This window comes from Pseudomonas sp. SMV7, assembly GCF_052041995.1.
Lineage (GTDB): Bacteria > Pseudomonadota > Gammaproteobacteria > Pseudomonadales > Pseudomonadaceae > Aquipseudomonas.
In genome coordinates this window covers 1-24,232 of sequence record NZ_JBKGGT010000014.1, presented here as the reverse complement: position 1 = coordinate 24,232, position 24,232 = coordinate 1, and the positions used below count along the sequence as shown (strand labels likewise).

The following is a 24,232-nucleotide window of genomic DNA, read 5'->3' as shown; positions in this document are numbered from 1 at the left end:
AATGCAAGTTAAGCGATTTTTCGCCGCCGATATGCGTCAGGCCATGAAGCTGGTCCGCGATGAGCTGGGCGCTGACGCCGCCATCATTGGCAACCGCCGCATCGCCGGGGGTGTCGAGCTGACGGCTGCGCTGGACTACAAGCTGTCCGCCCTGGCCCCGCGTGTGCCGAATGCCGAGCTGGAAGAAGAGCTGCGCAAGACCCATACGCGCATCGCCACGGCCCGCGCCGAACTCGACCCGCGCCCGGACAGCAGCGACAACAACCGCCAATTGTTCGCCGGGCAGTCGCTGACTGCTGCCGAACCGTTGATCGAACCGCACGTCGACGCCCCCGAGCCCGCTGCTGCAGCCCCGGCTGCGGCGCCGGTCGATGCGCGCCTGGTCGATGCCATGCGCTCCGAGTTGTCCGGCCTGCGCGAGCTGCTGGAAGTGCAGCTCGGCTCGTTGGCCTGGAACCAGCTGCAGGGCAGCAAGCCGCAGCAGGCCACCGTCTGGCGCCGCCTGCAGCGCATCGGCCTGTCCGGCCCGATCGCCCGCGAACTGCTGGAGCTGACCGCTGGTATCGATGAGCCACGCCAGGCCTGGCGCATGCTGCTGGCACACCTGGCGCGCATGATCGAAATCCCCGAGATCGAGCCGATCGAAGAGGGCGGGGTGATCGCCATGGTCGGCCCGGCCGGCATGGGCAAGACCACCACCCTGGCCAAGCTGGCCGCCCGTTACGTGCTCAAGTACGGCGCGCAGAACCTGGCCTTGGTGAGCATGGACAGCTTCCGCATCGGTGCGCAGGAGCAGCTCAAGACGCTGGGCCGCATCCTCAACGTGCCGGTGACCTACGTTGACCCGGGCCAGTCGCTGGCTGCGGCGCTGGAGCCGCTGCTGCGCAAGCGCGTGGTGCTGATCGATACCGCCGGCCTGCAGGCCAGCGACCCGGCCCTGCGCATGCAACTGGAAACCCTGGCCGGGCGCGGTATCGCCGCGAAGAACTACCTGGTCCTGGCCACCACCAGCCAGAAGCAGGTGCTGACCGCCGCCTACCACAGCTACAAGCGCTGCGGCCTGGCCGGCTGCATCCTGACCAAACTCGATGAAACGGCAAGCCTTGGTGACGTCTTGAGCCTTGCCATCAGTCATGAACTGCCAGTGGCCTACCTGACCGATGGGCCGCGCATTCCTGACGACCTGCACCTGCCGCGCGGGCACCAGTTGGTCAGTCGCGCGGTCAATGTGCAGCAGCAGGACGAGCCCAGCGAAGAGGCGATGGCCGAAATGTTCGCTGATCTCTATCACAACCCACGGCGAGCGGGTTGATGATGAAGCGTGTGCAAGGTAGCTATGCCAAGGGGTACGCAGAATTGCCCCACGTGTGGCCTGGGTCCCAGCGAGACAAGGTATATAACAGACATGGGTAGCATGCATCCCGTACAGGTGATCGCCGTGACCGGTGGCAAAGGTGGCGTCGGCAAGACTAACGTTTCAGTGAACCTGTCCCTGGCGCTGGCCGAGCTTGGCCGCAGGGTCATGCTGCTTGACGCCGACCTGGGCCTGGCCAACGTCGACGTGCTGCTTGGCCTCACCCCCAAGCGGACCCTGGCCGATGTCATCGAAGGGCGCTGCGAGCTGCGCGACGTGATGCTGCAGGGCCCTGGCGGCGTGCGCATCGTGCCGGCAGCCTCGGGCACGCAGAGCATGGTGCACCTGGCGCCGGCCCAGCATGCCGGGTTGATTCAGGCCTTCAGCGAAATTGGCGACAACCTCGACGTGCTGGTCATCGACACCGCTGCCGGTATCGGTGACTCGGTAGTCAGCTTCGTCCGCGCCGCCCAGGAAGTGCTGCTGGTGGTCTGCGACGAACCCACCTCCATCACCGATGCCTACGCCCTGATCAAGCTGCTCAACCGCGACTACGGCATGAACCGCTTCCGGGTGCTGGCAAACATGGCGCAGAGCCCGCAGGAAGGGCGCAACCTGTTCGCCAAGCTGACCAAGGTCACCGACCGCTTCCTCGATGTCGCCCTGCAGTACGTGGGCGCCGTGCCGTATGACGAATGCGTGCGCAAGGCCGTGCAGAAGCAGCGCGCCGTCTACGAAGCCTTCCCTCGCTCCAAGTGCGCTCTGGCATTCAAGGCGATTGCGCAGAAGGTTGACAGCTGGCCGCTGCCGGCCAACCCGCGCGGTCACCTGGAATTCTTTGTCGAGCGCCTGGTACAGCCCACCAGCGCGGGACCCGTGTTATGAATGCGAGTGGTTTCAAGATGTACAGCCGAGCATCGAAAGACGCCCAGTACGAGCTGATCGAACGCTACGCCCCGCTGGTCAAGCGCATCGCCTACCACCTGTTGGCGCGTTTGCCGGCCAATGTGCAGGTCGAGGACCTGATCCAGGCTGGCATGATCGGCCTGCTCGAAGTGGCCAACAAGTACGACGCCAGCAAGGGCGCCAGCTTCGAGACCTACGCCGGCATCCGTATTCGCGGGGCCATGCTCGACGAGGTGCGCAAGGGTGACTGGGCACCGCGTTCGGTGCACCGCAACACGCGCATGGTCAGCGACGCGATGCGTGCCGTGGAGGCCAGAACCGGGCGTGACGCTAAAGATCATGAAGTTGCTGCCGAACTCCAGTTGAGTCTCGATGATTACTACGGGATCTTGAACGACACCTTGGGCAGCCGCCTGTTCAGCTTTGACGACCTGTTGCAGGACGGCGAGCACGAAGGGCTGCATGAAGATGGCGCCAGTGGCCATGTCGAGCCTGCGCGTGGCCTGGAGGACGAGCGCTTCCAGGCTGCCCTGACCGAGGCCATCGCCAACCTGCCGGAGCGTGAGCGCCTGGTGCTGGCGCTGTACTACGACGAAGAGCTGAACCTCAAGGAAATCGGTGAGGTACTTGGGGTCAGCGAGTCGCGGGTCAGCCAGTTGCACAGCCAGTGTGCCGCGCGCCTGCGCAGCCGCCTGGGGGAATGGCGGGCGCGTTGAACCCGGTGTCGTTGCAGTCGTTTTCCACGTGCGTTTTCCATGTTGCACCGATTTGATTGAATGCGCGCTCGCAGCCGGGCGCGTTTGAGACTGCTTGGAGGTCTACTTGAACAAAGACATGAAAATCCTCATCGTTGACGATTTTTCGACGATGCGGCGGATCATCAAGAACCTGTTGCGTGATCTGGGCTTCACCAACACCGAAGAAGCCGATGACGGCACCACGGCGCTGCCGATGCTGGAAAACGGCCATTACGACTTCCTGGTAACCGACTGGAACATGCCCGGCATGTCCGGCATCGACCTGCTGCGTAAAGTCCGTGCCAGCGACAAGCTGAAAGCCATGCCGGTACTGATGGTGACCGCCGAGGCCAAGCGCGACCAGATCATTGAAGCGGCCCAGGCCGGCGTCAATGGCTATGTGGTCAAGCCGTTCACCGCCCAGGTTCTCAAAGAAAAGATCGAGAAGATCTTCGAACGCGTCAACGGCTGAGTCACGTCAGGGGGGCGCCATGGATTCATCACAAACGTCTTTGGGCGAGTTCGAATCGACCCTGAAGAAGCATGCCCAGGAATTGGTCGCGAGCCTCGAGCACGGCCGTTTCGGCGAGGCGGTACAGCTGATCCACGAACTGAACCAGACCCGCGACCGCGGCCTGTACCAGGAAGTCGGCAAGCTGACCCGCGAGCTGCACAGCGCCATCGTCAGTTTCCAGATCGACCCGACCATGCCGCAGGCCGAGGAGGTGTCGCAGATAACCGACGCCACCGAGCGCCTGTCCTATGTGGTCAGGCTGACCGAGGGCGCGGCCAACCGCACCATGGACCTGGTCGAGGAAAGCACCCCTGTGCTCAACGACCTGGCCAGCGAGGCCAGCGCCCTGAGCAGCGACTGGCAACGCTTCATGCGTCGCGAGGTCGCTGCGCCGGAGTTCCGTGACCTGGTGAAACGCGTTGACAGTTTCCTGACGCACAGCGCCGAAGGTAACCGCAAGGTCGCCGGCCACCTCAACGACATTCTGCTGGCCCAGGACTATCAGGACCTGACCGGCCAGGTGATCAAGCGCGTCACCGCGCTGGTGACCGAGGTGGAAAGCAACCTGCTGAAACTGGTGCTGATGGCCAGCCAGGTCGACCGCTTTGCCGGCATCCAGCATGACCACGATCAGCTGCGCGCAGAAAAAGATCGAGAAAAACATCCGACTCGGGGTGAAGGTCCGCAGATTCATGCCGATAAGCGTGAAGACGTCGTGTCCGGTCAGGACGATGTCGATGATCTGCTGTCCAGCCTGGGTTTTTAAGGAGCACCTTTGATGAGCTTCGGCGCCGATGAAGAAATCCTCCAGGATTTCCTGGTAGAAGCCGGCGAAATTCTTGAGCAACTGTCCGAGCAACTGGTCGAGCTGGAAAGCCGACCCGACGATGCCGACCTGCTCAATGCGATCTTTCGCGGTTTCCACACTGTAAAAGGGGGCGCCGGCTTCCTCCAGCTGAACGAGCTGGTGGAGTGCTGCCATATCGCCGAGAACGTCTTCGATATCCTGCGCAAGGGTGAGCGCCGGGTCGATGCGGAACTGATGGACGTGGTGCTCGAGGCACTGGACACGGTCAACAGCATGTTTGGCCAGGTGCGCGAGCGCAGCGAAGTGACCCCGGCCACCCCCGAGCTGCTGGCGGCTTTGTCGCGTCTGGCCGAGCCGGGCGCTGCGCAAGAAGCCCAAGCGCCTGCCGCTGCCGCGCCGGAGCCGGTTGTCGAAGTTGCCGCCGGGGAGCCGGACATCACCGACAGCGAGTTTGAGCAGTTGCTCGACTCGCTCGATGCGGTCAAGGCCCAGGCAGCGGCCGACGACCAGCTGCACGGCGAGACCGTCAGCGCTGGCAGCACTGAAGGTGACGAAATCACCGATGCCGAGTTCGAATCGCTGCTCGACCAGTTGCACGGCAAAGGCCAGTTCAGTGCCGAGCTTGCCGCGCCAGCGGTTGCCAGCGCGCCGGAAGCGGCCAGCGACGAAATTACCGACGCCGAATTCGAATCGCTGCTCGACCAGTTGCATGGCAAGGGCACGTTCCAGGCCGATGCCTTGCCTGCGGCCAAGGCATCGGCGCCTGCCGCTGCCGAGCCCGCTGCCGGTGGCGACGAAATCAGCGAGCACGAGTTCGAGGCGCTGCTGGACCAGTTGCACGGCAAGGGCAAGTTCAACGGCGAAGTGGCCGCTGCCGAAGCCCCTGTCGCAGCCAAGGTGCAGGCGCCGGTTGCGCCCAAGGCCGACAGCCAGCCAGTAGCCAAACCTGCTGCAGCTGCCGCGCCTGCGCCGGCACCTGCCAGCAAGCCTGCCGCAGCGCCACGCGCGCCGGCTCCGGCTGCCGACAAACACGCTGCCAGCGAAGCGGAAACCACCGTGCGGGTCGACACTGCGCGCCTGGACGAGATCATGAACATGGTCGGTGAACTGGTGCTGGTGCGTAACCGCCTGGTGCGCCTGGGCCTGAACAGCGGCGACGAGGCCATGTCCAAGGCCGTGTCGAACCTCGACGTGGTCACCGCCGACCTGCAGACCGCGGTGATGAAAACCCGCATGCAGCCGATCAAGAAAGTCTTCGGCCGCTTCCCACGCCTGGTGCGTGACCTGGCCCGGCAGTTGAAGAAAGAGATCAACCTGGAGCTGGTCGGCGAAGACACCGACCTCGACAAGAACCTGGTCGAAGCCCTGGCCGACCCGCTGGTGCACCTGGTGCGCAACGCGGTCGACCACGGTGTGGAAATGCCCGAGGAGCGCGAGGCCGCTGGCAAGCCGCGTACCGGCCGGGTGGTGCTGTCGGCCGAACAGGAAGGCGACCACATCCTGTTGTCGATCTCTGACGACGGCAAGGGCATGGACCCCAACATCCTGCGCGCCAAGGCCGTGGAAAAGGGCCTGATGGACAAGGACGCCGCCGAGCGCCTCAGCGAATCGGATTGCTACAACCTGATCTTCGCCCCGGGCTTCTCGACCAAGACGGAGATTTCCGACGTGTCTGGCCGTGGTGTCGGCATGGACGTGGTGAAGACCAAGATCTCCCAGCTCAACGGCTCGATCAACATCTTCTCGGCCAAGGGCCAGGGCTCGAAGATCGTCATCAAGGTGCCGCTGACCTTGGCGATCATGCCCACGCTGATGGTGATGCTGGGCAACCAGGCGTTCGCCTTCCCGCTGGTCAACGTCAACGAGATCTTCCATCTCGACCTGTCGCGCACCAATGTGGTCGACGGCCAGGAAGTGGTGATCGTGCGCGACAAGGCATTGCCGCTGTTCTACCTCAAGCGCTGGCTGGTCCAGGGCCAGGTGCACGAAGAGCAGCACGAAGGCCATGTGGTGATCCTCTCGGTCGGCACCCAGCGCATCGGCTTTGTCGTCGATCAACTGGTTGGCCAGGAAGAAGTGGTCATCAAGCCGCTGGGCAAGATGCTGCAAGGCACTCCGGGCATGTCCGGGGCCACCATCACCGGCGACGGTCGCATCGCGTTGATTCTCGACGTCCCGAGCATGCTCAAGCGTTACGCCGCACGGCGTATTTGATTTCGGTGGCGCACCCTGGCGGGTTGCGCCGCCTAACGGAGTGTTTATGGCAGTCAAGGTCCTGGTGGTGGATGATTCCGGTTTCTTCCGCCGCCGCGTCTCGGAAATCCTCTCGGCGGATCCAACGATCCAGGTGGTGGGTACCGCGACCAACGGCAGGGAAGCAATCGACCAGGCGCTGGCGCTCAAGCCCGATGTCATCACCATGGACTACGAAATGCCCATGATGGACGGCATCACGGCGGTGCGGCACATCATGCAGCGCTGTCCGACGCCGGTGTTGATGTTCTCGTCGCTGACCCATGAAGGCGCCCGGGTCACCCTTGATGCGTTGGATGCCGGCGCGGTGGACTACCTGCCGAAAAACTTCGAGGACATCTCGCGCAACCCCGACAAGGTCAAGCAGCTGCTGTGCGAGAAGGTGCATACCATTTCTCGCAGCAACCGCCGCTTTGGCAGCTACGCCAGCCCGGCGCCAGTGGCCACGCCGACGCCTGCCAGCAACTTCGCCAGCCCGGCCCCGGCGCGCACTGCCGTGCCAGCCCGGGCGACGGCCCCGGCCGCAGCGACAGCACATTCACCAGCGCCCAAGCGCAAGCCTTACAAGCTGGTGGCCATTGGCACTTCCACCGGCGGCCCGGTTGCCCTGCAACGTGTGCTGACCCAACTGCCCGCCAACTTCCCGGCACCGATCGTGCTGATCCAGCACATGCCTGCGGCGTTCACCAAGGCCTTTGCCGAACGCCTGGACAAGCTGTGCCGCATCAGCGTCAAGGAAGCCGAGGACGGCGACCTGCTGCGCCCTGGCCTGGCGCTGCTGGCGCCGGGTGGCAAGCAGATGATGATCGATGGCCGTGGCGCGGTGAAGATCCTGCCCGGCGACGAGCGCCTGAACTACAAGCCGTGCGTGGACATCACCTTCGGCTCGGCGGCCAAGTCGTATGGCGACAAGGTACTGTCGGTGGTGCTCACCGGCATGGGCGCCGATGGCCGTGAAGGCGCCCGCCTGCTCAAACAGGGCGGCAGCACGGTGTGGGCCCAGGATGAAGCCAGCTGCGTGATCTATGGCATGCCCATGGCCATCGTCAAGGCCAACCTTGCCGACGCGGTGTACAGCCTGGACGAAATCGGCAAGCACCTGGTGGAGGCGTGCGTCTGATGGACGTGCTGAGCCTGATCGGCCTGATCCTCGCTTTTGTGGCCATCGTCGGTGGCAACTTCCTCGAAGGCGGCCATGTCGGCGCGCTGATCAATGGCCCTGCGGCGCTGATCGTGCTGGGCGGCACCCTGGCGGCGGCTTTGCTGCAGTCGCCGTTGGCGTCGTTCAAGCGCGCCTTGCAGATCCTGCGCTGGATCCTGTTTCCGCCACGGGTCGACCTGGCCGGTGGCATCGACCGCGTGGTCAACTGGAGCCTGACCGCACGCAAGGAAGGCCTGCTGGGGCTGGAAGGGGTGGCCGATGCCGAACCCGACCCGTATGCCCGCAAGGGCCTGCAGCTGCTGGTGGACGGTGCTGAGCCGGAGGCCATCCGCAGCATCCTCGAAGTCGATTTCCTGACCCAGGAAAGCCGCGATATCCAGGCCGCCAAGGTATTCGAGAGCATGGGCGGCTACGCACCCACCATCGGCATCATCGGTGCGGTGATGGGCCTGATCCACGTGATGGGCAACCTGGCCGACCCGTCGCAACTGGGCAACGGCATTGCCGTGGCCTTCGTCGCCACCATCTACGGCGTGGCCAGCGCCAACCTGGTGTTGCTGCCGGTCGCCAGCAAGCTGAAGGCTACCGTCATGCGCCAGTCGCGCTACCGCGAGATGCTGCTCGAAGGCTTGCTGTCGATTGCCGAAGGCGAGAACCCACGCTCTATCGAGCTGAAGCTGCAAGGCTTCATGGAGTAACCCATGCGTCGCCGTCGTCATGCCGAGGAACACGAAAACCACGAACGCTGGCTGGTGTCGTACGCCGACTTCATCACCTTGCTGTTCGCCTTCTTCGTGGTGATGTACTCGATTTCCTCGATCAACGAGGGCAAGTACAAGGTCATTTCCCAGGCCTTGCTCGGCGTCTTCAACGACCCCGAGCGCAGCATGAAGCCGATCCCCATCGGCGACGAGCGGCCGCTGAGCGTGCGCCCGGCCGAGCCGTTGGTCAAGGACAGCGAACAGACCGAAGCGGGCCTGGCGGCGACCAGCAGCGACCCGCTGAAGACCATCAGCGATGACGTGCGCGATGCCTTCGGCGACCTGATCAGCAGCGACCAGATGACCGTACGCGGCAATGAATTGTGGATCGAGATCGAGCTCAATTCCTCGTTGCTGTTCGGCAGCGGCGATGCCATGCCCAGCGACCAGGCGTTCGCCATCATCGAGAAGGTGGCCGGCATTCTCAAACCGTTCGCCAACCCGGTGCACGTCGAAGGCTTTACCGACAATCTGCCGATCCGCACCGCGCAGTACCCGACCAACTGGGAGCTGTCGTCGGCGCGGGCGGCGAGCATCGTGCGCCTGTTGGCGATGGAAGGCGTCGACCCGGCGCGCATGGCTTCGGTGGGCTACGGCGAGTACCAGCCGGTGGCCAGCAACGACACGGCTGAAGGCCGCGCGCGCAACCGCCGGGTGGTGCTGGTGATTTCCCGCAACCTCGAAGTACGCCGCAGCCTGACCGGCTCGGGTAGCGCCAATGCCAAGCCGGATGCGGCATTGCGCCGGGCTGGCACACAAAGTGCACCGGCAACGCCAGCAACGGTGGCGGGGCAGTAACTCGTCAATTCTCTGTCACTGTAAACAGGTTCGCGAAATTGCCGCCGCTCCCTCAGCGGCGTGCAAAATCAACGAGATAGAAGTTGTCCTATGAGAGTCTGGGCAGTAGCCAATCAAAAAGGTGGCGTCGGCAAGACCACCACTACCATCGCCCTGGCCGGCCTGCTGGCCGAGGCCGGCAAGCGTGTGGTCGTCGTCGACCTCGACCCGCACGGCTCGATGACCAGTTACTTCGGGCACAACCCGGATGCCCTGGAGCACAGCTGCTACGACCTGTTCCTGCACAAGGGCACGGTGCCCGAAGGCTTGCCCGGGCAATTGCTGCTGCCCACCAGTGACGAGCGCATTTCGCTGTTGCCGTCGAGCACCGCGCTGGCCGTGCTGGAGCGTCAGTCGCCAGGGCAGAACGGCCTCGGCCTGGTCATAGCCAAGAGTCTGGCGCAGCTGTGGCAGGATTTCGACTTCGCCCTGATCGACAGCCCGCCCTTGCTCGGCGTGCTGATGGTCAACGCCCTGGCCGCCAGCCAGCAGCTGGTGATTCCGGTGCAAACCGAGTTTCTCGCAGTCAAGGGCCTGGAGCGGATGGTCGGCACCCTGGCCATGGTCAATCGCTCCCGCAAGCAGGCGTTGCCATACCAGATCGTGCCGACCCTGTTCGACCGCCGTACCCAGGCCTCGCTGGGTACGCTCAAGCAACTGCGCGACAGCTACGGCCAACATGTGTGGCCGGGCTATATCCCGGTGGACACGCGCCTGCGCGATGCCAGCCGCAAGGGCGTCACGCCCTCGCAATTCGACAGCAAGAGTCGCGGCCTGGTGGCCTACCGGGCGCTGCTCAAGCACCTGCTTACCTACAAGACTGCGGCGCAGGTGGCCTGATGACCGAGACCCGGCAAACCAGCAGCCGGCCACAGATGGCCCTGCAATCCTACCTTGACGGCCTGCTGCAGGACGCCACCGAGGCCGAAGCGTTGTTCGCTGCGCCAGCCGCGGCAGACGAGTTCGCCGCAGCGGTGCGTGAAGAACAGGCGCGCGATGCCCGGCAGCAGGCCAGGCCAGCGTTGGTCGCGACTGCCGCAAGCCCCGCGCAGCGGCCGTTCGCCGAGCCTGCGCCAGTGGTGTTGCCCAGCGTGATACCGGTGGAGCCCCCGGTGGTGTCGGTGGTCGAGCACGAGGTCATGGCCGAGGCCAGCATCCCGGTACTGGTCGAAGCGCATCCCGTGGTGGCGATGCCACTGGTGGATGTGCACCTGCCGGCAGCCAGCCCGCCCGTGCCGCCGACCAGCGTCGATGGTCGCCCGGCCTGGGCTGCCGAGCCATTCGAATGCCTGCTGTTCGACGTCGCCGGCCTGACCCTGGCGGTGCCACTGGTATGCCTGGGCTCGATCTACTCGCTGGCCGGCCAGGAACTGACGCCCTTGTTCGGCCAGCCTGACTGGTTCCTCGGCATCCTGACCTGCCAGGCCGGCAACCTGAAGGTGCTGGACACGGCGCGCTGGGTCATGCCTGACCGCTACCGCGATGATTTTCGCCAGGGCCTGCAGTACGTGATTTCCGTGCAGGGTTATGAATGGGGGCTGGCCGTGCACCAGGTCAGCCGCTCGCTGCGCCTGGACCCGTCCGAGATCAAGTGGCGCAGTCAGCGTGGCCAGCGCCCGTGGCTGGCCGGTACGGTCATCGAACACATGTGTGCACTGCTCGACGTCGCCGCACTGGCCGAGCTGATCGCCAGCGGTGCGGTCAAGCAACTGCACACCAAACAGCAATGACACCGAACACACCGCCAGTGGCGGATTTTGAGGGTAGGGGAATGAAAAAGTCGTCTGCACAAGGTTCCGAAGATCCGATCCTGCAGTGGGTTACCTTCCGTCTGGACAATGAGTCCTACGGCATCAACGTGATGCAGGTGCAGGAAGTGTTGCGCTACACCGAGATTGCCCCGGTACCGGGTGCGCCAAGCTACGTGCTGGGCATCATCAACCTGCGTGGCAATGTGGTGACCGTGATCGATACCCGTCAGCGCTTTGGCCTGATGCCGACCGAAGTCACCGACAACACCCGCATCGTCATCATCGAGGCCGACAAGCAGGTGGTCGGCATCCTGGTCGACAGCGTGGCCGAGGTAGTGTACCTGCGCCAGTCCGAGATCGAGACCGCGCCGAACGTGGGCAACGAGGAGTCGGCCAAGTTCATCCAGGGCGTGTGCAACAAGAACGGTGAGCTGCTGATCCTGGTGGAACTGGACAAGATGATGACCGAGGAAGAGTGGTCCGAGCTGGAGAATATCTGAGGTGATCCTCGAGGTTGCTGTCATCTTCCTGGCGCTGGCCTGGGCTGTGAGCCTGTGGTTTTTCCTCAACTACAGCAAGCGCCAGCGCGAGCTCGCCGCGCAGCAGGCCGTGGGTGATGCGTTGCGTGACCAACGCATCAAGGACCTGGCCAAGCGCCTGGACGACTACCAGAACGGTACCGTGCGCATGGGCGAGGCGCTGCATGCGTTGAGCGTGTCGGTTGCCCCGCTGCCGGACCGGATCCAGCAGCTGGAGCAGCGCGACCCCGGTAATGTCACCTTCACCCAGGCCGCCAAGCTGGTGAGCATGGGCGCCAGCGTGGCCGAGCTGACCGAAAGCTGTGGCCTGACGCAGGCCGAAGCCGAGTTGATGAGCAAGCTGCACCGCAACGGTTGAGGAACCGGGTGACGCAAGCCGTCCGGTTTTTCCCCGATTACGGCCTGCTCCACGAATGATTGCCACCCACCTCGGCGAAGCGGTTGAGCGGTAGCAGCGTGCGCATTGCCGCCTGGCTTTGGTGCACGTCGATGAAGCGGTAGGCGTTTATCCTGGGCATGGCATACAGATTGACGATCTGCCGCAGGGTGCGCAGCGCGGGCAGGTGGCGATCGACCACATCACTGAGCATGGCCGGGCCGGTCATGTGGCTGAGGCGGTTGGCATACCGGTAGAAGTTCGCCGGGTCATCGGCCAGGCTGGGCCTGCTGTCGTAGAACTCCTGGTTGAGCTGGTACCGTGCAAGCATCTCTTCGGAGATGGCTTTCAGGGTCGGATTGCCGGCATGGCTGCCAATCAGGCTGGTGTTGTACAGGCAGTTCATGCCCATCTTCTCGTTGGACATGGGCGGTGCCAGCAGCAAGCCGTCGTGGGTAGTGCGCAGTTCGACCTGGTCGATGGTTTCGCCAGTGTCCAACAGGGTATCGTCGACATCCATGTACAGGCCCCCTTCGTGATGCAGCATCGGGTAGCGTAGAACGTCGGAGGCAGAGGCACAGTTGCTGGCAATGCCCCCGTTGCCATCCAGCGCGGCGTCGTACTGGGCGTAGTACCGGCTTTGGCGAAACGCCCGGAAAAAGGCTTGTTCTTCCAGTGGCAGCACCTGCAGGTCCGGGGCTTGCTCAGCCAGCAGGCGCAGGTTTTCGGCATAGCTTTCGGGGGCGGCGCTGGAAAGGAACAGGCGCAGGGTGTACTCGCTGTTTTTGATCCTGGCCGCATTCCTGCCCAGGTTGGCCAGCAGTTCTGGAGCGATGACCTTGTCGCCGACCCAGAGGCAGGCAACCTGCTTGGGAATCGCCTGGCTTCCGCTAGCCAGGCTCGGGACCTCTACTGGCAGTGTCAGGTCAATGCCCAGTGCGCGCAGGCTGCGGTTGCGCATGGCGTTGGTGACTGCGCGAGGGCTGAGCACAGGCTGCAGGTCTTTTCTTCCTGCCTGGGCAATGTAGCCGACCGGCTCGACGTTATTCAGCTCCTGTTCGCTAATGAATACATCGCGCTCCAGGTCGTAGACCACCCGGACGTTATAGGTATCGATACTGGCATCGAGGTTATCGACATCGCCGGTATAGGCCGGCGTGCGGATAACCGAGTCGGCAATGGCCTGGTCGCCTCCCGGCAGTGGCGCAATGGGCTCACGGATATGGAAGTAGCTTGCCCCTTCAGGCTCAGGGACGTGTGGTGGCGAGACAGGGCTCAATGGGTAACCGATCTGTTCGTTCAGCCGTACAGGCGGCACGAATCCGTCCGTCTTGAATTCAAACACGGCCTTGGCCCTGCTGGCACCGGCGATCGCCAGCGGCACGGCATTGAACAGGCCCCAGGTGATATTGCCGACACCGGCTTCTTTTTCCACCAGCGACTTGCCGTTGATTGCCTGGTCCAGCCCCAGCCCCAGCTGGGCGATGCCACCTACGGCCAGCAGCGGTGCCAGGCCTGGCACCACCAGGCACAACGGTGCCAGCAGATTGAGCGTGGTGGTCAGGTAACCGAGCCATCGGGCCTTGCTGACCTGGCTGTCGCGGGTGATGAGGAAGTCGGCATCATCGTAAGTGCGCTGGCGCTGGCGTTCGGCCAACGCCCGGAACAGGTCGCCGGTAATCTTCGGGTTGTACTTGCCAGGGCGGTAGTTGACGTAGGTTCGTGGCGGCCAGGTGCCATCGTCGTTGAAGTAGCCATGTTCGGGTGGCAGCCGGTGGCGGTCGGGGTACTCCGCCAGGCCTTCCAGTGCCGTGTCCAGGCCGCTGAAGTCCAGGCCTTGCGGGCGGTCGGCCAGGCGAAAGTGCTGCTTCAGGGCCAACCGCCTGGCGGGCTCCTTGCACTGTTGCCCGATCCAGTCCTTCATGGCGTTTTCGCTGGCGAATTCCAGCAGCGGCGAACTGTTGCCGGGGATATACAGCAGGGTCAGATCGCTGGCCCTGTCATTCAGATAGAGGATGTCGGTCGCGGCGTAGCCATAGATGCTCAGGGTACTCAGGCGCACCTTGTCGCCGCGTGGCATCAGCCCTGCAGCTCGCCATGCCAGCTTCCTGGCCGCTTCGCTGAGGCTGCCTTCGGCGACCTGCCTGTTGCAGGCGGCAATGAAGTTGAGCTTGCTGACCAGACGGTGATCGAGCAAATGTTCGCGCCAGTAGCGGTCGAGCTGCGCCTTGAACGGCGCATGGAAATCCAGTTCCTGGATGAATTGCTGAAAGGCCTCGGCAGCGATCGGCCGGTGCGTCGAAGCGTCATAGCGCTGTGGCTCGGTGCGGCGGAACAGGCCATTGAACACCGAGTAGGCGGCGCCATAGTGATTGATGCCAGGCACAGGCAGGGTTTCGACCAGCCGCAGCGGGCCATCGGGCAACCTGCCAGCCCACGGCGCGCGAAGCAGGGCGCCGAACAGGTTGTTGTCAGATTCTCCTTGCCAGTTGCTCAGCAATGCCTGCGGCAAGCTGAGGCACTGGGTAATGGCCGCCAGGTTGCCGCCGCTGGCATCGGCGCAGTAGTGCAGGGTCACGACATCGACCTGTTCGGGGTCGACGTCATGGCCTTGCTGTTCGAGCCATTGGCGGATTGCCCGGTTGGCTTCGCGGTCCGGGCGGGGGATGTGCTTGAGATGCTCGCGGACGTAGTTCACGCCGGTGGTGTTGATGCGAGAGGTGGGCATGCTGTTCGCCTTGCTCGTTGAAAGAACGGCAAGGCTGAACGGCTGAGGCGGGCGGCGGTGGTAGATAGTTACCGACGCACATCCATGGGCAACAAGGCGGTTACCGGAGTGATGTCGCGGGGCGCGCCGGGTTCGTCGTTGAAGCCGGCGGGTACCTTGCCGCGTAACTGCCAGGCGAAAGCGATGATCTCGGCAATGGTCAGGTACAGCGCCTCGGGGACCTGCTCGCCCAGCTCCAGGCGCGCCAGCAGCTTGACCAGTTCGGCGTTTTCGTAGATCGGCACCTCATGCTCGCGTGCAAGCGCCAGGATGGCTTCGGCCAGGTCGTCGTCACCCTTGGCGGTAAGGGTCGGGGCTTGCTCGCCGTCGTAGCTCAAGGCGATGGCCTGGCGTGGTTGTCTGTCGATCATGCGGTCTCGTCTACCCAGCGTTGTTCTATCCGCGTCTGCGGGCCCTGCGGCGGGACGCCCGGTTGGCACTCCAGGTCGCCGACCTCCAGGCCACGTGCCAGCAGGCGGGCGCGTAAGTCGCCGAGCTGGCTCTCGATCAGCCGCGCGGTCTGTTCGCGCTCGGCCCACAACTGGCCAGACAGGCGCCCCTGCGCCAGCTGAGCCTGGACCTGCAGCGGGCCCAGCGGAGCCAGGTCGAAGGCCAGGTCCACCCGCCATAGTGCCTGCAGCGGGTCGGGCTGTTCACGCTGCTGGCGTTCGGCCTGTTGCTCCGGGGTTTCTTCGCGCTGCAGCTTCACTTGCAGGGGGATGAACTCCTGGCCGTGGCGGACCGGGACTTCGGTCTGCCAGGTCGTCTGCAGGTTGCCGTTTTCCAATGTGCCGGATTGTTGCAGGCTGCTCAGTGCGTGGCTCTGCAGCCGCGAGACGGCAGCAGCGGCCAGGCGCAGCAATTGTTGCAGGTCGTCTTCGTTCTCCATGGCCTGGAGCAGGCGCGATGGCAGCGGGAAGGCACCCGGCGGTGTTCGCGGGCTGACCCGGTCGAGCATGCCCAACGCGCTGCGGGCCATGGCCGGCAATGCCTGGGCCAGGGTGGTTGTGGCGATTACCGGGTTGGCCGGGGTATTGGCCGATGCCTGGGCTACCAGCCGCACCAGTTGCGCCTTGAGGTCGGTGGCGATGCTGGCGCTGAGGCCGCCGAGCAGCTTGGCCTCGAGGAAGGCACCGCTGTTGCCGATGGCCTGGGCAAGCGCTTTGCCGTCACTGAGCTGGCGGGCATCCGCTAGGCTGGCGAGCAGGGTATTGGCGGTGCTGCGCAGCTCGCTGTCGCTGCCCTGGCCGTTGGCAATCTGTTGCAAGGCGTTCAGCAGGCCGGGCAGGGACGCCTGGCGGCCTTGCTGGGTAAGCAGCTGCTGGGCGATGTTCAATTGTTCCTGGCGACCGCTCAGCGGTACGAAGCGCAGTGACTGGTCACCCTGGACCACGGCGCTGAGCAGGCTGCCGATCGGCAGCGGGCGCGGGCTGTCGATGGTCAGGATGGCACCGGCCTGGGCGCTGTTGAGCAGGCTGACCAGGGCGCGGAAGCTGGCTGTTTCGCCCGCCTGCGCCGGTAGTGGCTGGTTGGTCAGCACCTTGCCTTGCAGCAGGGTACCGACGGCCACCTGGCTGGTGTCGAGCCGGGTCAGGGTAGCGATATTGCTGGCGCTGGCCTGCTGCGCGAGGATGGCCAGGCGATTGCTTTCAGGCTGGCTGACCGTGACCTGGCTACCCTGCGGAATCGGCTGGCCGGTAGTAGCCTGGAGCTGGGTCTGGCTGCCGTTGGCCTGGATCACCTGCAGCACCAGCTGGAAGGTAGTGCCGCTCTGGCGCATCGACAATACCTCGGCCTGAGCGGTTTCGCCGGGCTTGAGCAGGCCCGGCTGGGGCTGGGCCAGGTCGAGCAGCGCAGCGGTCAGCTGGGCCTTGAGTGCCTGCGCATTGACCGCGGTTTGTGCGCCAAGACTATTGATTTCAGTCATGATTGTATACAACCTGTGGGGCCCGCCCTCTTGGCAGCGTGGCCGCACATGCAATAATGCAGGTCGCCCGCCATAGCCAGTATAACGGCAGCAAGGGGGGCGACTTGAGAAGCATCTAGATAAGGCGAATCCGTGACCTTTCACCTCCAAGCCGTGGGCCTGGCCTGCGAGCGCGACTTGCGCCTGCTGTTCGAGCACCTCGATTTCGAGCTGCACCCGGGCGACATGCTGCAGATCAGCGGCCCGAACGGCAGTGGCAAGACCAGCCTGCTGCGCCTGTTGGCCGGGCTGATGCAGCCCACCGCCGGGCAGATTCTGTTGGGCGGGCGGCCGCTCGGCGAGCAGCGCCATGCCCTGGCCAGCATCCTGTTGTGGATCGGCCATGCGCCGGGCATCAAGGACCTGCTCAGCGCCGAGGAGAACCTCAGCTGGCTCGGTGCGCTGCATCAGCCGGCCACCCCCGACGCCATCTGGGCGGCACTCGCAGCGTTGGGCCTGAGCGGTTTCGAAGACGTGCCCTGCCACACCCTGTCGGCTGGCCAGCAGCGCCGCGTGGCGCTGGCCCGGCTGTACCTGGCCAGCCCGCCGCTGTGGATCCTCGACGAACCCTTCACTGCCCTGGACAAGCAAGGTGTGGCGCAGCTTGAAGCGCACCTGGCGGCGCACTGCGAGCAGGGCGGTACGGTGGTGCTGACCACCCACCACACACTGGCACGCAAGCCCTCCGGTTACCGTGAACTGAACCTGGGGCAATGGGCGGCATGAGCGTATTCATCCTGTTGTTGCGCCGCGAAGCGCGCTTGCTGTTCCGCCGTCCGGCCGAGCTGGCCAACCCGCTGGTGTTCTTTGCCATCGTGGTGGCATTGTTCCCGCTGGCGGTCGGCCCGGAAAGCCAATTGTTGCAAACCTTGTCGCCAGGCCTGGTCTGGGTGGCAGCACTGCTCGCGGTGTTGCTGTCGCTGGACGGCCTGTTCCGCAGCGATTTCGAGGACGGCTCGCTGGAACAATGGGTGCTGTCGCCGCATCCGCTGGCGTTGCTGGTGCTGGCCAAGGTGCTGGCGCACTGGATCTTTTCCGGGCTGGCGCTGGTATTGTTGGCGCCGCTGCTGGCGCTGATGCTTGGGTTGCCAGGCCATTGCCTGCCGGTGCTGCTCGGCTCGTTGCTGCTGGGCACGCCGGTACTGAGCCTGCTGGGGGCGGTAGGCGCGGCGCTGACGGTAGGGCTGAAGCGCGGTGGCTTGCTGCTGGCATTGCTGATTCTGCCGTTGTATATCCCTGTATTGATCCTGGGCAGTGGTGCGTTGCAAGCGGCGTTGCAGAATATGCCGGCAACCGGCCACCTGCTCTGGCTGGCCAGCCTCACGGCACTGGCCGTGACCCTGGCACCCTTTGCGATAGCGGCCGGCCTGAAGATCAGCGTCGGCGAATAACGAGTCCCGGGCTTTCAAGCCCGGCCAATACCCTGGATGTACCCTGATGAAAACAAGCTGGACGTGGTTCCACAAGCTGGGCTCCCCGAAATGGTTCTATGCCATCAGCGGCCGCATGCTGCCGTGGCTTGCCGGCGCTGCCGTGCTGCTGCTGCTGGTCGGCATCACCTGGGGCCTGGCCTTCGCCCCCCAGGACTACCAGCAGGGCAACAGCTTCCGCATCATCTACATCCACGTGCCGGCGGCAATGCTGGCGCAATCCTGCTACGTGCTGCTGGCCGTGGCCGGGGTGGTGGGGCTGGTGTGGAAGATGAAACTGGCCGACGTCGCCCTGCAGTGCGCTGCGCCCATCGGTGCCTGGATGACCGCCGTGGCGCTGGTCACTGGCGCCATCTGGGGCAAGCCCACCTGGGGCAGCTGGTGGGTCTGGGATGCCCGCCTCACGTCCATGCTCATCCTGTTGTTCCTGTACTTCGGCATTATTGCGCTGGGCCAGGCGATCAGTAATCGTGACAGTGCGGCCAAGGCCTGTGCGGTGCTGGCGATCGTCGGCGTGGTGAACATCCCGATCATCAAGTATTCAGTGGAGTGGTGGAACACCCTGCACCAGGGCGCCACCTTCACCCTCACGGAAAAGCCGGCGATGCCTGCAGAAATGTGGCTGCCTTTGCTGTGCACGGCGCTGGGCTTCTACTGCTTCTTTGGCGCGGTGCTGCTGCTGCGCATGCGCCTTGAAGTGCTCAAGCGCGAGGCGCGCGCCAGTTGGGTCAAGGAGGAAGTATTGAACAGCCTGGGGCGGAGGGCCGCACCATGAGTTTTGCCACCTTCGGTGACTTTCTCGCCATGGGCCAGCATGGCCTGTACGTGTGGACGGCCTATGGCATCTGCCTGGCGGTGCTGGCGCTGAATGTCGCCGCACCCATGCTGGCGCGCCGTCGCTACCTGCAAGATGAGGCGCGCCGTTTGCGCCGGGAGAACAACCAGTGAATCCGCAGCGCAAGAAACGCCTGTTGCTCATCGTCGGCCTGCTGGTCGGCGTCGGGGTTGCCGTCGGCTTTGCCTTGAGCGCATTGCAGCAGAACATCAACCTGTTCTATACCCCGACCCAGATCGCCAACGGCGAGGCACCGCTGGATACGCGCATTCGCGCTGGCGGCATGGTCGAGAAGGGCTCGGTGCAGCGTTCTGCCGATTCGCTCGACGTGCGCTTCGTGGTCACCGACTTCAACAAGTCCGTGCCGATCACCTACCGCGGCATCCTGCCGGACCTGTTCCGTGAAGGGCAGGGCATCGTCGCCCTCGGCAAGCTCAATGGCGACGGTGTGGTGGTGGCCGACGAAGTGCTGGCCAAGCACGACGAGAAATACATGCCGCCCGAGGTCACCAAGGCCCTGAAGGAAAGCGGCCAGGCGGCTGGCGGCGCGGAGGCCAGGCCATGAACGCGGCGTTGATGATACCCGAACTCGGCCAGCTGGCCATGATCCTGGCGATCTGCTTTGCTGCCGTGCAGGCTACCTTGCCGCTGCTCGGCGCCTGGCGTAACGACAGCCTGTGGATGAGCCTGGCGCGCCCGGCGGCCTGGGGCCAGTTCGCCTTCCTGGCCTTTGCCTTCGCCTGCCTGACCCACGCCTTCATGACCGACAACTTCTCGGTCGCCTACGTGGCCAGCAACTCCAACAGCGCCTTGCCTTGGTACTACAAGTTCAGCGCCGTGTGGGGCGCCCACGAAGGCTCCTTGTTGCTCTGGGCGTTGATCCTCGGCGGCTGGACCTTCGCCGTGTCGATCTTCTCGCGCCAGCTGCCACAGCTGATGCTGGCCCGCGTGCTGGCGGTAATGGGCATGATCAGCGTCGGCTTCCTGAGCTTCCTGATCATCACCTCCAACCCGTTCCAGCGCCTGTTGCCGCAGGTGCCGAGCGATGGTCGCGACCTCAACCCGCTGCTGCAGGACTTCGGCCTGATCGTCCACCCGCCGATGCTGTACATGGGCTACGTCGGTTTCTCGGTGGCCTTTGCCTTTGCCATCGCCGCACTGCTCGGCGGGCGCCTGGACGCCGCCTGGGCGCGCTGGTCGCGGCCGTGGACCATCGTCGCCTGGGCGTTCCTCGGTGTCGGTATCACCCTGGGCTCGTGGTGGGCCTATTACGAACTCGGTTGGGGCGGCTGGTGGTTCTGGGACCCGGTGGAGAACGCCTCGTTCATGCCCTGGCTGGTGGGCACCGCGCTGATCCACTCGCTGGCGGTGACGGAAAAACGCGGGGTGTTCAAGAGCTGGACGGTGCTGCTGGCAATTGCCGCGTTCTCGCTGAGCCTGCTGGGCACCTTCCTGGTCCGCTCCGGCGTGCTGACCTCGGTGCATGCGTTCGCCGCCGACCCGGCGCGTGGTGTGTTCATCCTGATCTTCCTGCTGTTCGTGGTCGGCGGTTCGCTGACGTTGTTCGCTGTTCGTGCGCCGGTGGTCAAGAGCCAGGTCGGCTTTGCCCTGTGGTCGCGGGAAACACTGCTGTTGGCCAACAATCTGATCCTGGTCGTGGCGGCATCGATGATCCTGCTCGGGACCTTGTATCCGTTGGTGCTCGACGCCTTGACCGGGGCCAAGCTGTCGGTCGGCCCGCCGTATTTCGATGCCTTGTTCCTGCCGCTGATGGCGCTGCTGATGGTGGTGCTGGGCGTGGGCGTGGTGGTGCGCTGGAAAGACACCCCCGGCAAGTGGCTGGCGGGCATGCTGACCCCGGTGCTGATCGGCAGCGCGGTACTGGCGCCGGTCGCCGGCTTGCTCGTCGATGATTTCGACTGGCCAGCGCTGAGCGCCTTCGCCCTGGCTGCCTGGGTGGTGCTCGGCGGGTTGCGTGACATCTTCGACAAGACCCGCCACAAAGGCCTGGTCATAGGCGTGCTGGGCCTCTCGCGCAGCTACTGGGGCATGCAGCTGGCGCACCTGGGCCTGGCGGTGTGCGCACTGGGCGTGGTGCTGTCGAGCAACAACAGCGCCGAACGTGACCTGCGCATGGCCCCAGGCGAAAGCGTCGAGCTGGGCGGTTATCACTTCCTGTTCGAAGGCGCCAGGCACTTCGAAGGGCCGAACTTCATCTCCGACAAAGGCACCATCGTGGTCAGCCGCGATGGCCGTGAAGTGACCACCCTGCACCCGGAAAAGCGCCTGTACACCGTGCAGCAGTCGATGATGACCGAAGCCGGCATCGATGCCGGCTTTACCCGCGACCTGTACGTCGCCCTCGGCGAGCCACTGGAAAACGGCGCCTGGGCAGTACGGGTGCATATCAAGCCTTATGTCCGCTGGATCTGGCTGGGCGGTCTGCTGACCGGCCTGGGCGGGTTGCTGGCGGCCCTCGACCGACGTTACCGCGTCAAGGTCAAGACCCGGGTGCGTGAAGCCCTGGGCGTGTCTGGAGCAGCTGCATGAAGCGTTGGATCATGGTGGTGCCATTGGTGGTGTTCCTGCTGATGGCAGTTGTCCTCTACAAGGGTCTGTTCCTCAAGCCCGACGAGCTGCCGTCAGCAATGATCGGCAAGCCGTTCCCGGCGTTTTCCCTGGCCTCGACCCAGGGCGACCGCACCCTGACCCAGGCCGACTTGCAGGGCCGCCCGGCGCTGGTCAACGTGTGGGCGACCTGGTGCCCGTCGTGCAAGGTCGAGCACCCGTACCTCAACCAGTTGGCCGAGCAGGGCGTGGTGATCCACGGCATCAACTACAAGGACGACAACGCTGCGGCGCAGAAGTGGCTGGCCGAATTCCACAACCCGTACCAGCTGGATATCCGTGACCAACAGGGCAGCCTGGGCCTGGACCTGGGCGTGTACGGCGCGCCGGAAACCTTCCTGATCGACGCCAAGGGCATCATCCGTTACAAGCACGTCGGCATCGTCGACGCCACTGTCTGGCGTGAGCAGCTGGCGCCGCTGTACCAGGGGCTGGTCGACGAGGCCAGGCCATGAAGCGCTGGTTGGCAGCCGCCGTGCTGGGCATCAGCCTCGCCGGTGTGGCCAAGGCGGCCATCGATACCTACCAGTTCCGCGATGACGCCGAGCGTGAGCGTTATCAGCAACTGACCAAGGAGCTACGTTGCCCCAAGTGCCAGAACCAGGACATCGCCGACTCCAACGCACCGATCGCCGCCGACCTGCGCCGCGAAATCTACCGCATGCTTGGTGAGGGCAAGAGCAACCAGCAGATCGTCGACTTCATGGTCGACCGCTATGGCGACTTCGTGCGCTACAAGCCGGCACTCAGTGGCCGCACCTGGTTGCTCTGGTTCGGCCCGGGGATTCTGCTGGTCGGTGGTTTCGTGGTGCTGGCGGTGATCGTGCGCCGTCGCCGTGGTTCGGCCACCCAGGCTACCCAGGAGCTGTCCAACGAAGAACGCGAGCGTCTCGCCAAACTGCTGGAAAAAGAACAGACCCATGACTGAATTCTGGCTGAGTGCGGGCCTGCTGCTGCTCGCTGCCCTTGGTTTCCTGCTGATCCCGATCCTGCGTGGCCGGCGCCAGCAGCAGGAAGAAGACCGCACCGCCCTGAACGTGGCGCTGTACCAGGAGCGTATCGACGAACTGGCCGCGCAGCAGGCTGCTGGCGTGCTTGACGAGGCGCAAATGGCCAAGGGCCGCGACGAAGCTGCGCGCGAGCTGCTGGCGGATACTGAAGGTGCCGACGTTGCGCGCCAGGGCCATCTGGGCAAAGCCCTGCCCGTATTGACGGCGGTGTTGGTACCACTGATGGCGCTGGGCCTGTACCTGCATTTTGGTGCGGCGGACAGGGTGGAGCTGACCCAGGAGTTCGCCCAGGCGCCCAAGTCGATGGAAGAGATGACGGCCCGCCTGGAACGGGTGGTGCAAGCCCAGCCGGACTCGGCCGAGGCGGTGTATTACCTGGGGCGTTCCTACATGGCCGAACAGCGTCCGGCCGATGCTGCGCGCACCTTCGAGCGCGCCGTGGCCCTGGCCGGGCGTCAGCCCGACCTGCTGGGGCAGTGGGCCCAGGCGCTATACTTCGCTGCAGGCAAGCAATGGAACCCGCAGTTGCAAGCGCTGACTGACGAGGCACTGAAAACCGACCCCAACGAAGTGACCAGCCTGGGGCTGCGTGGCATCGCCGCTTTCGAGGGCGAGCGCTACCAGGAGGCCATCGATTACTGGAAGCGTTTGCTGGCCCAGTTGCCGGAAGGTGACGCATCGCGTGAGGCGCTGCAGGGCGGTATCAATCGCGCTGCCGAGCGCCTGGGCGGCTCGTCGGGCCAGGCTGCGCAACCCGTGCCGGTGGCGGCGCGTCTGAAGGTGCGGGTGGAGCTGGCGGCGGCGCTGAAAGACAAGGTCAGGGCGGACGACACGGTGTTCATCTTTGCCCGCGCCAGCAACGGGCCGCCGATGCCGTTGGCGGCCAAGCGGGTGACGGTGGCGCAGTTGCCGATCGAGGTGGAATTGTCCGATGCTGACGCGATGCTGCCGCAGATGAAACTGTCCGACTTTGCCGAAGTCCAACTGGTTGCACGTGTCTCGCGCGCTGGCCAGCCTACCCATGGCGAGTGGATTGGCCAGGGCGCGCCACTGCCCAGCGCCACGCAAGCCACTCAACACCTGACCATCGACAGCCCCGACCCGTAAGAGAGCAATGCCATGCACAGCACCGTCCGCCTGACCCTGATCACCCTGGCCCTGGGTTTGTCTGCGTGTACGGTGCATGAGCCGTACGAACAGCCGGAGCCGCCGATCGAGCGCTTGCCGCAGCAGGGCCCGGTGATCAAGCCGGCGCCGGGCGGGCAACCGTCCACGGCGCCGAGCAAGCCGGCGGCCATCCCCAAACCGATGCCGCGCACTTCCGCCAGCTTTGCGCCACCGCCTGGTGGGGCGAGCCACTGGGACCCGAAACTGGGTGTATACGTGCTTGAGAAGCAACCCAATACCTTCTACCGCCAGCGTACCTACTACCGGTTCGATAACGGCTGGAGCTGGTCGCTGAGCCCGAATGGGCCTTGGCAGGAAACCGACAGCAGTGGCGTACCGGGTGGCTTGGGGCGCGCATTCGCCCAGTAGTTGCAGCGTTAACGTTGTTTTTGCTTTTGCTTTTGCTTTTTGCTCTTGCTTCTAAGTGCGCG

Annotated in this window: 26 protein-coding genes; 23 read left to right on the top strand and 3 right to left on the bottom strand. The window is 64.5% G+C overall.

The features are described from left to right. The first annotated feature begins 1 nt into the window (after position 1). From flhF to ACLEJP_RS17455, 13 genes are all read left to right on the top strand, one after another. Positions 2-1,312 (top strand): flagellar biosynthesis protein FlhF, encoded by a 1,311-nt coding sequence (gene flhF, locus ACLEJP_RS17515; protein ID WP_440808372.1) that lies wholly within the window; start codon positions 2-4, stop codon positions 1,310-1,312. An 84-nt stretch (positions 1,313-1,396) separates the two neighbouring features. Further along, positions 1,397-2,239, top strand: coding sequence for a flagellar synthesis regulator FleN (gene fleN / locus ACLEJP_RS17510; RefSeq protein ID WP_170034241.1), 843 nt, complete (start codon positions 1,397-1,399; stop codon positions 2,237-2,239). Next, the gene (fliA, locus tag ACLEJP_RS17505) at positions 2,236-2,976 is read left to right on the top strand and encodes an RNA polymerase sigma factor FliA (RefSeq protein ID WP_225778667.1); all 741 of its coding nucleotides are present in this window, start codon (positions 2,236-2,238) and stop codon (positions 2,974-2,976) included. The genes fleN and fliA overlap by 4 nt, the downstream gene beginning before the upstream one ends. 118 nt (positions 2,977-3,094) lie before the next feature. Further along, positions 3,095-3,469: a chemotaxis response regulator CheY gene (locus ACLEJP_RS17500; protein ID WP_225778666.1), complete on the top strand. Its 375-nt coding sequence runs from the start codon at positions 3,095-3,097 to the stop codon at positions 3,467-3,469. A gap of 19 nt (positions 3,470-3,488) precedes the next feature. Continuing rightward, entirely contained in the window at positions 3,489-4,277 is a 789-nt protein-coding gene (locus ACLEJP_RS17495; RefSeq protein ID WP_440808368.1) for a protein phosphatase CheZ, read from the top strand. A gap of 12 nt (positions 4,278-4,289) precedes the next feature. Beyond that, the gene (locus ACLEJP_RS17490) at positions 4,290-6,533 is read left to right on the top strand and encodes a chemotaxis protein CheA (RefSeq protein WP_440808365.1); all 2,244 of its coding nucleotides are present in this window, start codon (positions 4,290-4,292) and stop codon (positions 6,531-6,533) included. Positions 6,534-6,579: 46 nt separating this feature from the next. Further along, entirely contained in the window at positions 6,580-7,692 is a 1,113-nt protein-coding gene (locus ACLEJP_RS17485; protein WP_440808364.1) for a protein-glutamate methylesterase/protein-glutamine glutaminase, read from the top strand. Then, entirely contained in the window at positions 7,692-8,432 is a 741-nt protein-coding gene (locus ACLEJP_RS17480) for a flagellar motor protein (RefSeq protein ID WP_225778662.1), read from the top strand. The genes ACLEJP_RS17485 and ACLEJP_RS17480 overlap by 1 nt, the downstream gene beginning before the upstream one ends. Before the next feature lie 3 nt (positions 8,433-8,435). Further along, positions 8,436-9,293 carry a flagellar motor protein MotD gene (motD, locus tag ACLEJP_RS17475; protein ID WP_225778661.1) on the top strand — a complete coding sequence of 286 codons (858 nt, stop codon included), beginning with the start codon at positions 8,436-8,438 and terminating at the stop codon, positions 9,291-9,293. Between the two features lie 90 nt (positions 9,294-9,383). Next, positions 9,384-10,172, top strand: coding sequence for a ParA family protein (locus tag ACLEJP_RS17470; RefSeq protein ID WP_440808362.1), 789 nt, complete (start codon positions 9,384-9,386; stop codon positions 10,170-10,172). After that, positions 10,172-11,062: a CheW domain-containing protein gene (locus tag ACLEJP_RS17465; RefSeq protein ID WP_440808361.1), complete on the top strand. Its 891-nt coding sequence runs from the start codon at positions 10,172-10,174 to the stop codon at positions 11,060-11,062. Before ACLEJP_RS17470 ends, ACLEJP_RS17465 begins: the two co-directional genes overlap by 1 nt. Positions 11,063-11,103: 41 nt before the next feature. After that, positions 11,104-11,583 carry a chemotaxis protein CheW gene (locus ACLEJP_RS17460; RefSeq protein WP_003254393.1) on the top strand — a complete coding sequence of 160 codons (480 nt, stop codon included), beginning with the start codon at positions 11,104-11,106 and terminating at the stop codon, positions 11,581-11,583. A gap of 1 nt (position 11,584) precedes the next feature. Next, entirely contained in the window at positions 11,585-11,980 is a 396-nt protein-coding gene (locus ACLEJP_RS17455; protein WP_440808358.1) for a DUF2802 domain-containing protein, read from the top strand. A 37-nt stretch (positions 11,981-12,017) separates the two neighbouring features. On the opposite strand, the gene ACLEJP_RS17450 is transcribed toward ACLEJP_RS17455, so the two are convergent. The 3 genes from ACLEJP_RS17450 to fliK all read right to left on the bottom strand — a co-directional run bounded on the left by ACLEJP_RS17450 (position 12,018) and on the right by fliK (position 16,692). Then, positions 12,018-14,726: a dermonecrotic toxin domain-containing protein gene (locus tag ACLEJP_RS17450; protein WP_440808357.1), complete on the bottom strand. Its 2,709-nt coding sequence runs from the start codon at positions 14,724-14,726 to the stop codon at positions 12,018-12,020. 68 nt (positions 14,727-14,794) lie between these two features. Next, complete coding sequence (locus ACLEJP_RS17445) at positions 14,795-15,136, bottom strand: EscU/YscU/HrcU family type III secretion system export apparatus switch protein (protein ID WP_440808355.1); 342 nt, start codon at positions 15,134-15,136, stop codon at positions 14,795-14,797. Next, a complete protein-coding gene (fliK, locus tag ACLEJP_RS17440; RefSeq protein WP_440808352.1) occupies positions 15,133-16,692 on the bottom strand; it encodes a flagellar hook-length control protein FliK in 1,560 nt (519 codons plus the stop codon). The genes ACLEJP_RS17445 and fliK overlap by 4 nt, the downstream gene beginning before the upstream one ends. 132 nt (positions 16,693-16,824) lie before the next feature. Here fliK and ccmA point away from each other — a divergent pair, with 132 nt between their 5' ends. The 10 genes from ccmA to ACLEJP_RS17390 are packed head-to-tail and all read left to right on the top strand — an operon-like array spanning position 16,825 to position 24,170. Beyond that, on the top strand, positions 16,825-17,457 hold the full coding sequence (gene ccmA / locus ACLEJP_RS17435) for a cytochrome c biogenesis heme-transporting ATPase CcmA (RefSeq protein ID WP_440808350.1): 633 nt from the start codon (positions 16,825-16,827) through the stop codon (positions 17,455-17,457). Beyond that, positions 17,445-18,122, top strand: a complete 678-nt coding sequence (gene ccmB, locus ACLEJP_RS17430; RefSeq protein ID WP_419199167.1) for a heme exporter protein CcmB — start codon at positions 17,445-17,447, stop codon at positions 18,120-18,122. Before ccmA ends, ccmB begins: the two co-directional genes overlap by 13 nt. 46 nt (positions 18,123-18,168) lie before the next feature. Then, entirely contained in the window at positions 18,169-18,936 is a 768-nt protein-coding gene (locus ACLEJP_RS17425) for a heme ABC transporter permease (protein ID WP_440808347.1), read from the top strand. Then, complete coding sequence (gene ccmD / locus ACLEJP_RS17420) at positions 18,933-19,109, top strand: heme exporter protein CcmD (protein WP_440808345.1); 177 nt, start codon at positions 18,933-18,935, stop codon at positions 19,107-19,109. The genes ACLEJP_RS17425 and ccmD overlap by 4 nt, the downstream gene beginning before the upstream one ends. Next, complete coding sequence (gene ccmE, locus ACLEJP_RS17415) at positions 19,106-19,561, top strand: cytochrome c maturation protein CcmE (RefSeq protein ID WP_225778652.1); 456 nt, start codon at positions 19,106-19,108, stop codon at positions 19,559-19,561. The genes ccmD and ccmE overlap by 4 nt, the downstream gene beginning before the upstream one ends. 11 nt (positions 19,562-19,572) lie before the next feature. Beyond that, positions 19,573-21,546 carry a heme lyase CcmF/NrfE family subunit gene (locus tag ACLEJP_RS17410; protein ID WP_440808491.1) on the top strand — a complete coding sequence of 658 codons (1,974 nt, stop codon included), beginning with the start codon at positions 19,573-19,575 and terminating at the stop codon, positions 21,544-21,546. After that, the gene (locus tag ACLEJP_RS17405; RefSeq protein WP_440808343.1) at positions 21,543-22,079 is read left to right on the top strand and encodes a DsbE family thiol:disulfide interchange protein; all 537 of its coding nucleotides are present in this window, start codon (positions 21,543-21,545) and stop codon (positions 22,077-22,079) included. The genes ACLEJP_RS17410 and ACLEJP_RS17405 overlap by 4 nt, the downstream gene beginning before the upstream one ends. Then, positions 22,076-22,552, top strand: a complete 477-nt coding sequence (locus ACLEJP_RS17400; protein ID WP_440808341.1) for a cytochrome c-type biogenesis protein — start codon at positions 22,076-22,078, stop codon at positions 22,550-22,552. The genes ACLEJP_RS17405 and ACLEJP_RS17400 overlap by 4 nt, the downstream gene beginning before the upstream one ends. Then, positions 22,545-23,741 carry a c-type cytochrome biogenesis protein CcmI gene (gene ccmI, locus ACLEJP_RS17395; RefSeq protein WP_440808339.1) on the top strand — a complete coding sequence of 399 codons (1,197 nt, stop codon included), beginning with the start codon at positions 22,545-22,547 and terminating at the stop codon, positions 23,739-23,741. The genes ACLEJP_RS17400 and ccmI overlap by 8 nt, the downstream gene beginning before the upstream one ends. A gap of 12 nt (positions 23,742-23,753) precedes the next feature. Next, positions 23,754-24,170 (top strand): hypothetical protein, encoded by a 417-nt coding sequence (locus ACLEJP_RS17390; protein ID WP_440808336.1) that lies wholly within the window; start codon positions 23,754-23,756, stop codon positions 24,168-24,170. The last annotated feature ends 62 nt before the right edge of the window (positions 24,171-24,232 follow it).

Bases quoted from the DNA above. Each gene is read 5' to 3' on its own strand.
- ACLEJP_RS17495 (WP_440808368.1), top strand. From the start codon at position 3,489: ATGGATTCATCACAAACGTCTTTGGGCGAGTTCGAATCGACCCTGAAG.
- fliK (WP_440808352.1), bottom strand. From the start codon at position 16,692: ATGACTGAAATCAATAGTCTTGGCGCACAAACCGCGGTCAATGCGCAG.
- ACLEJP_RS17465 (WP_440808361.1), top strand. From the start codon at position 10,172: ATGACCGAGACCCGGCAAACCAGCAGCCGGCCACAGATGGCCCTGCAA.
- motD (WP_225778661.1), top strand. From the start codon at position 8,436: ATGCGTCGCCGTCGTCATGCCGAGGAACACGAAAACCACGAACGCTGG.
- ACLEJP_RS17410 (WP_440808491.1), top strand. From the start codon at position 19,573: ATGATACCCGAACTCGGCCAGCTGGCCATGATCCTGGCGATCTGCTTT.
- fliA (WP_225778667.1), top strand. From the start codon at position 2,236: ATGAATGCGAGTGGTTTCAAGATGTACAGCCGAGCATCGAAAGACGCC.
- ccmD (WP_440808345.1), top strand. From the start codon at position 18,933: ATGAGTTTTGCCACCTTCGGTGACTTTCTCGCCATGGGCCAGCATGGC.
- ACLEJP_RS17445 (WP_440808355.1), bottom strand. From the start codon at position 15,136: ATGATCGACAGACAACCACGCCAGGCCATCGCCTTGAGCTACGACGGC.
- flhF (WP_440808372.1), top strand. From the start codon at position 2: ATGCAAGTTAAGCGATTTTTCGCCGCCGATATGCGTCAGGCCATGAAG.
- ACLEJP_RS17480 (WP_225778662.1), top strand. From the start codon at position 7,692: ATGGACGTGCTGAGCCTGATCGGCCTGATCCTCGCTTTTGTGGCCATC.
- ACLEJP_RS17485 (WP_440808364.1), top strand. From the start codon at position 6,580: ATGGCAGTCAAGGTCCTGGTGGTGGATGATTCCGGTTTCTTCCGCCGC.
- ACLEJP_RS17500 (WP_225778666.1), top strand. From the start codon at position 3,095: ATGAAAATCCTCATCGTTGACGATTTTTCGACGATGCGGCGGATCATC.
- ACLEJP_RS17490 (WP_440808365.1), top strand. From the start codon at position 4,290: ATGAGCTTCGGCGCCGATGAAGAAATCCTCCAGGATTTCCTGGTAGAA.
- ACLEJP_RS17470 (WP_440808362.1), top strand. From the start codon at position 9,384: ATGAGAGTCTGGGCAGTAGCCAATCAAAAAGGTGGCGTCGGCAAGACC.
- ACLEJP_RS17425 (WP_440808347.1), top strand. From the start codon at position 18,169: ATGAAAACAAGCTGGACGTGGTTCCACAAGCTGGGCTCCCCGAAATGG.
- ACLEJP_RS17460 (WP_003254393.1), top strand. From the start codon at position 11,104: ATGAAAAAGTCGTCTGCACAAGGTTCCGAAGATCCGATCCTGCAGTGG.
- ACLEJP_RS17405 (WP_440808343.1), top strand. From the start codon at position 21,543: ATGAAGCGTTGGATCATGGTGGTGCCATTGGTGGTGTTCCTGCTGATG.
- ccmI (WP_440808339.1), top strand. From the start codon at position 22,545: ATGACTGAATTCTGGCTGAGTGCGGGCCTGCTGCTGCTCGCTGCCCTT.
- ACLEJP_RS17390 (WP_440808336.1), top strand. From the start codon at position 23,754: ATGCACAGCACCGTCCGCCTGACCCTGATCACCCTGGCCCTGGGTTTG.
- ccmB (WP_419199167.1), top strand. From the start codon at position 17,445: ATGGGCGGCATGAGCGTATTCATCCTGTTGTTGCGCCGCGAAGCGCGC.
- ACLEJP_RS17400 (WP_440808341.1), top strand. From the start codon at position 22,076: ATGAAGCGCTGGTTGGCAGCCGCCGTGCTGGGCATCAGCCTCGCCGGT.
- ACLEJP_RS17450 (WP_440808357.1), bottom strand. From the start codon at position 14,726: ATGCCCACCTCTCGCATCAACACCACCGGCGTGAACTACGTCCGCGAG.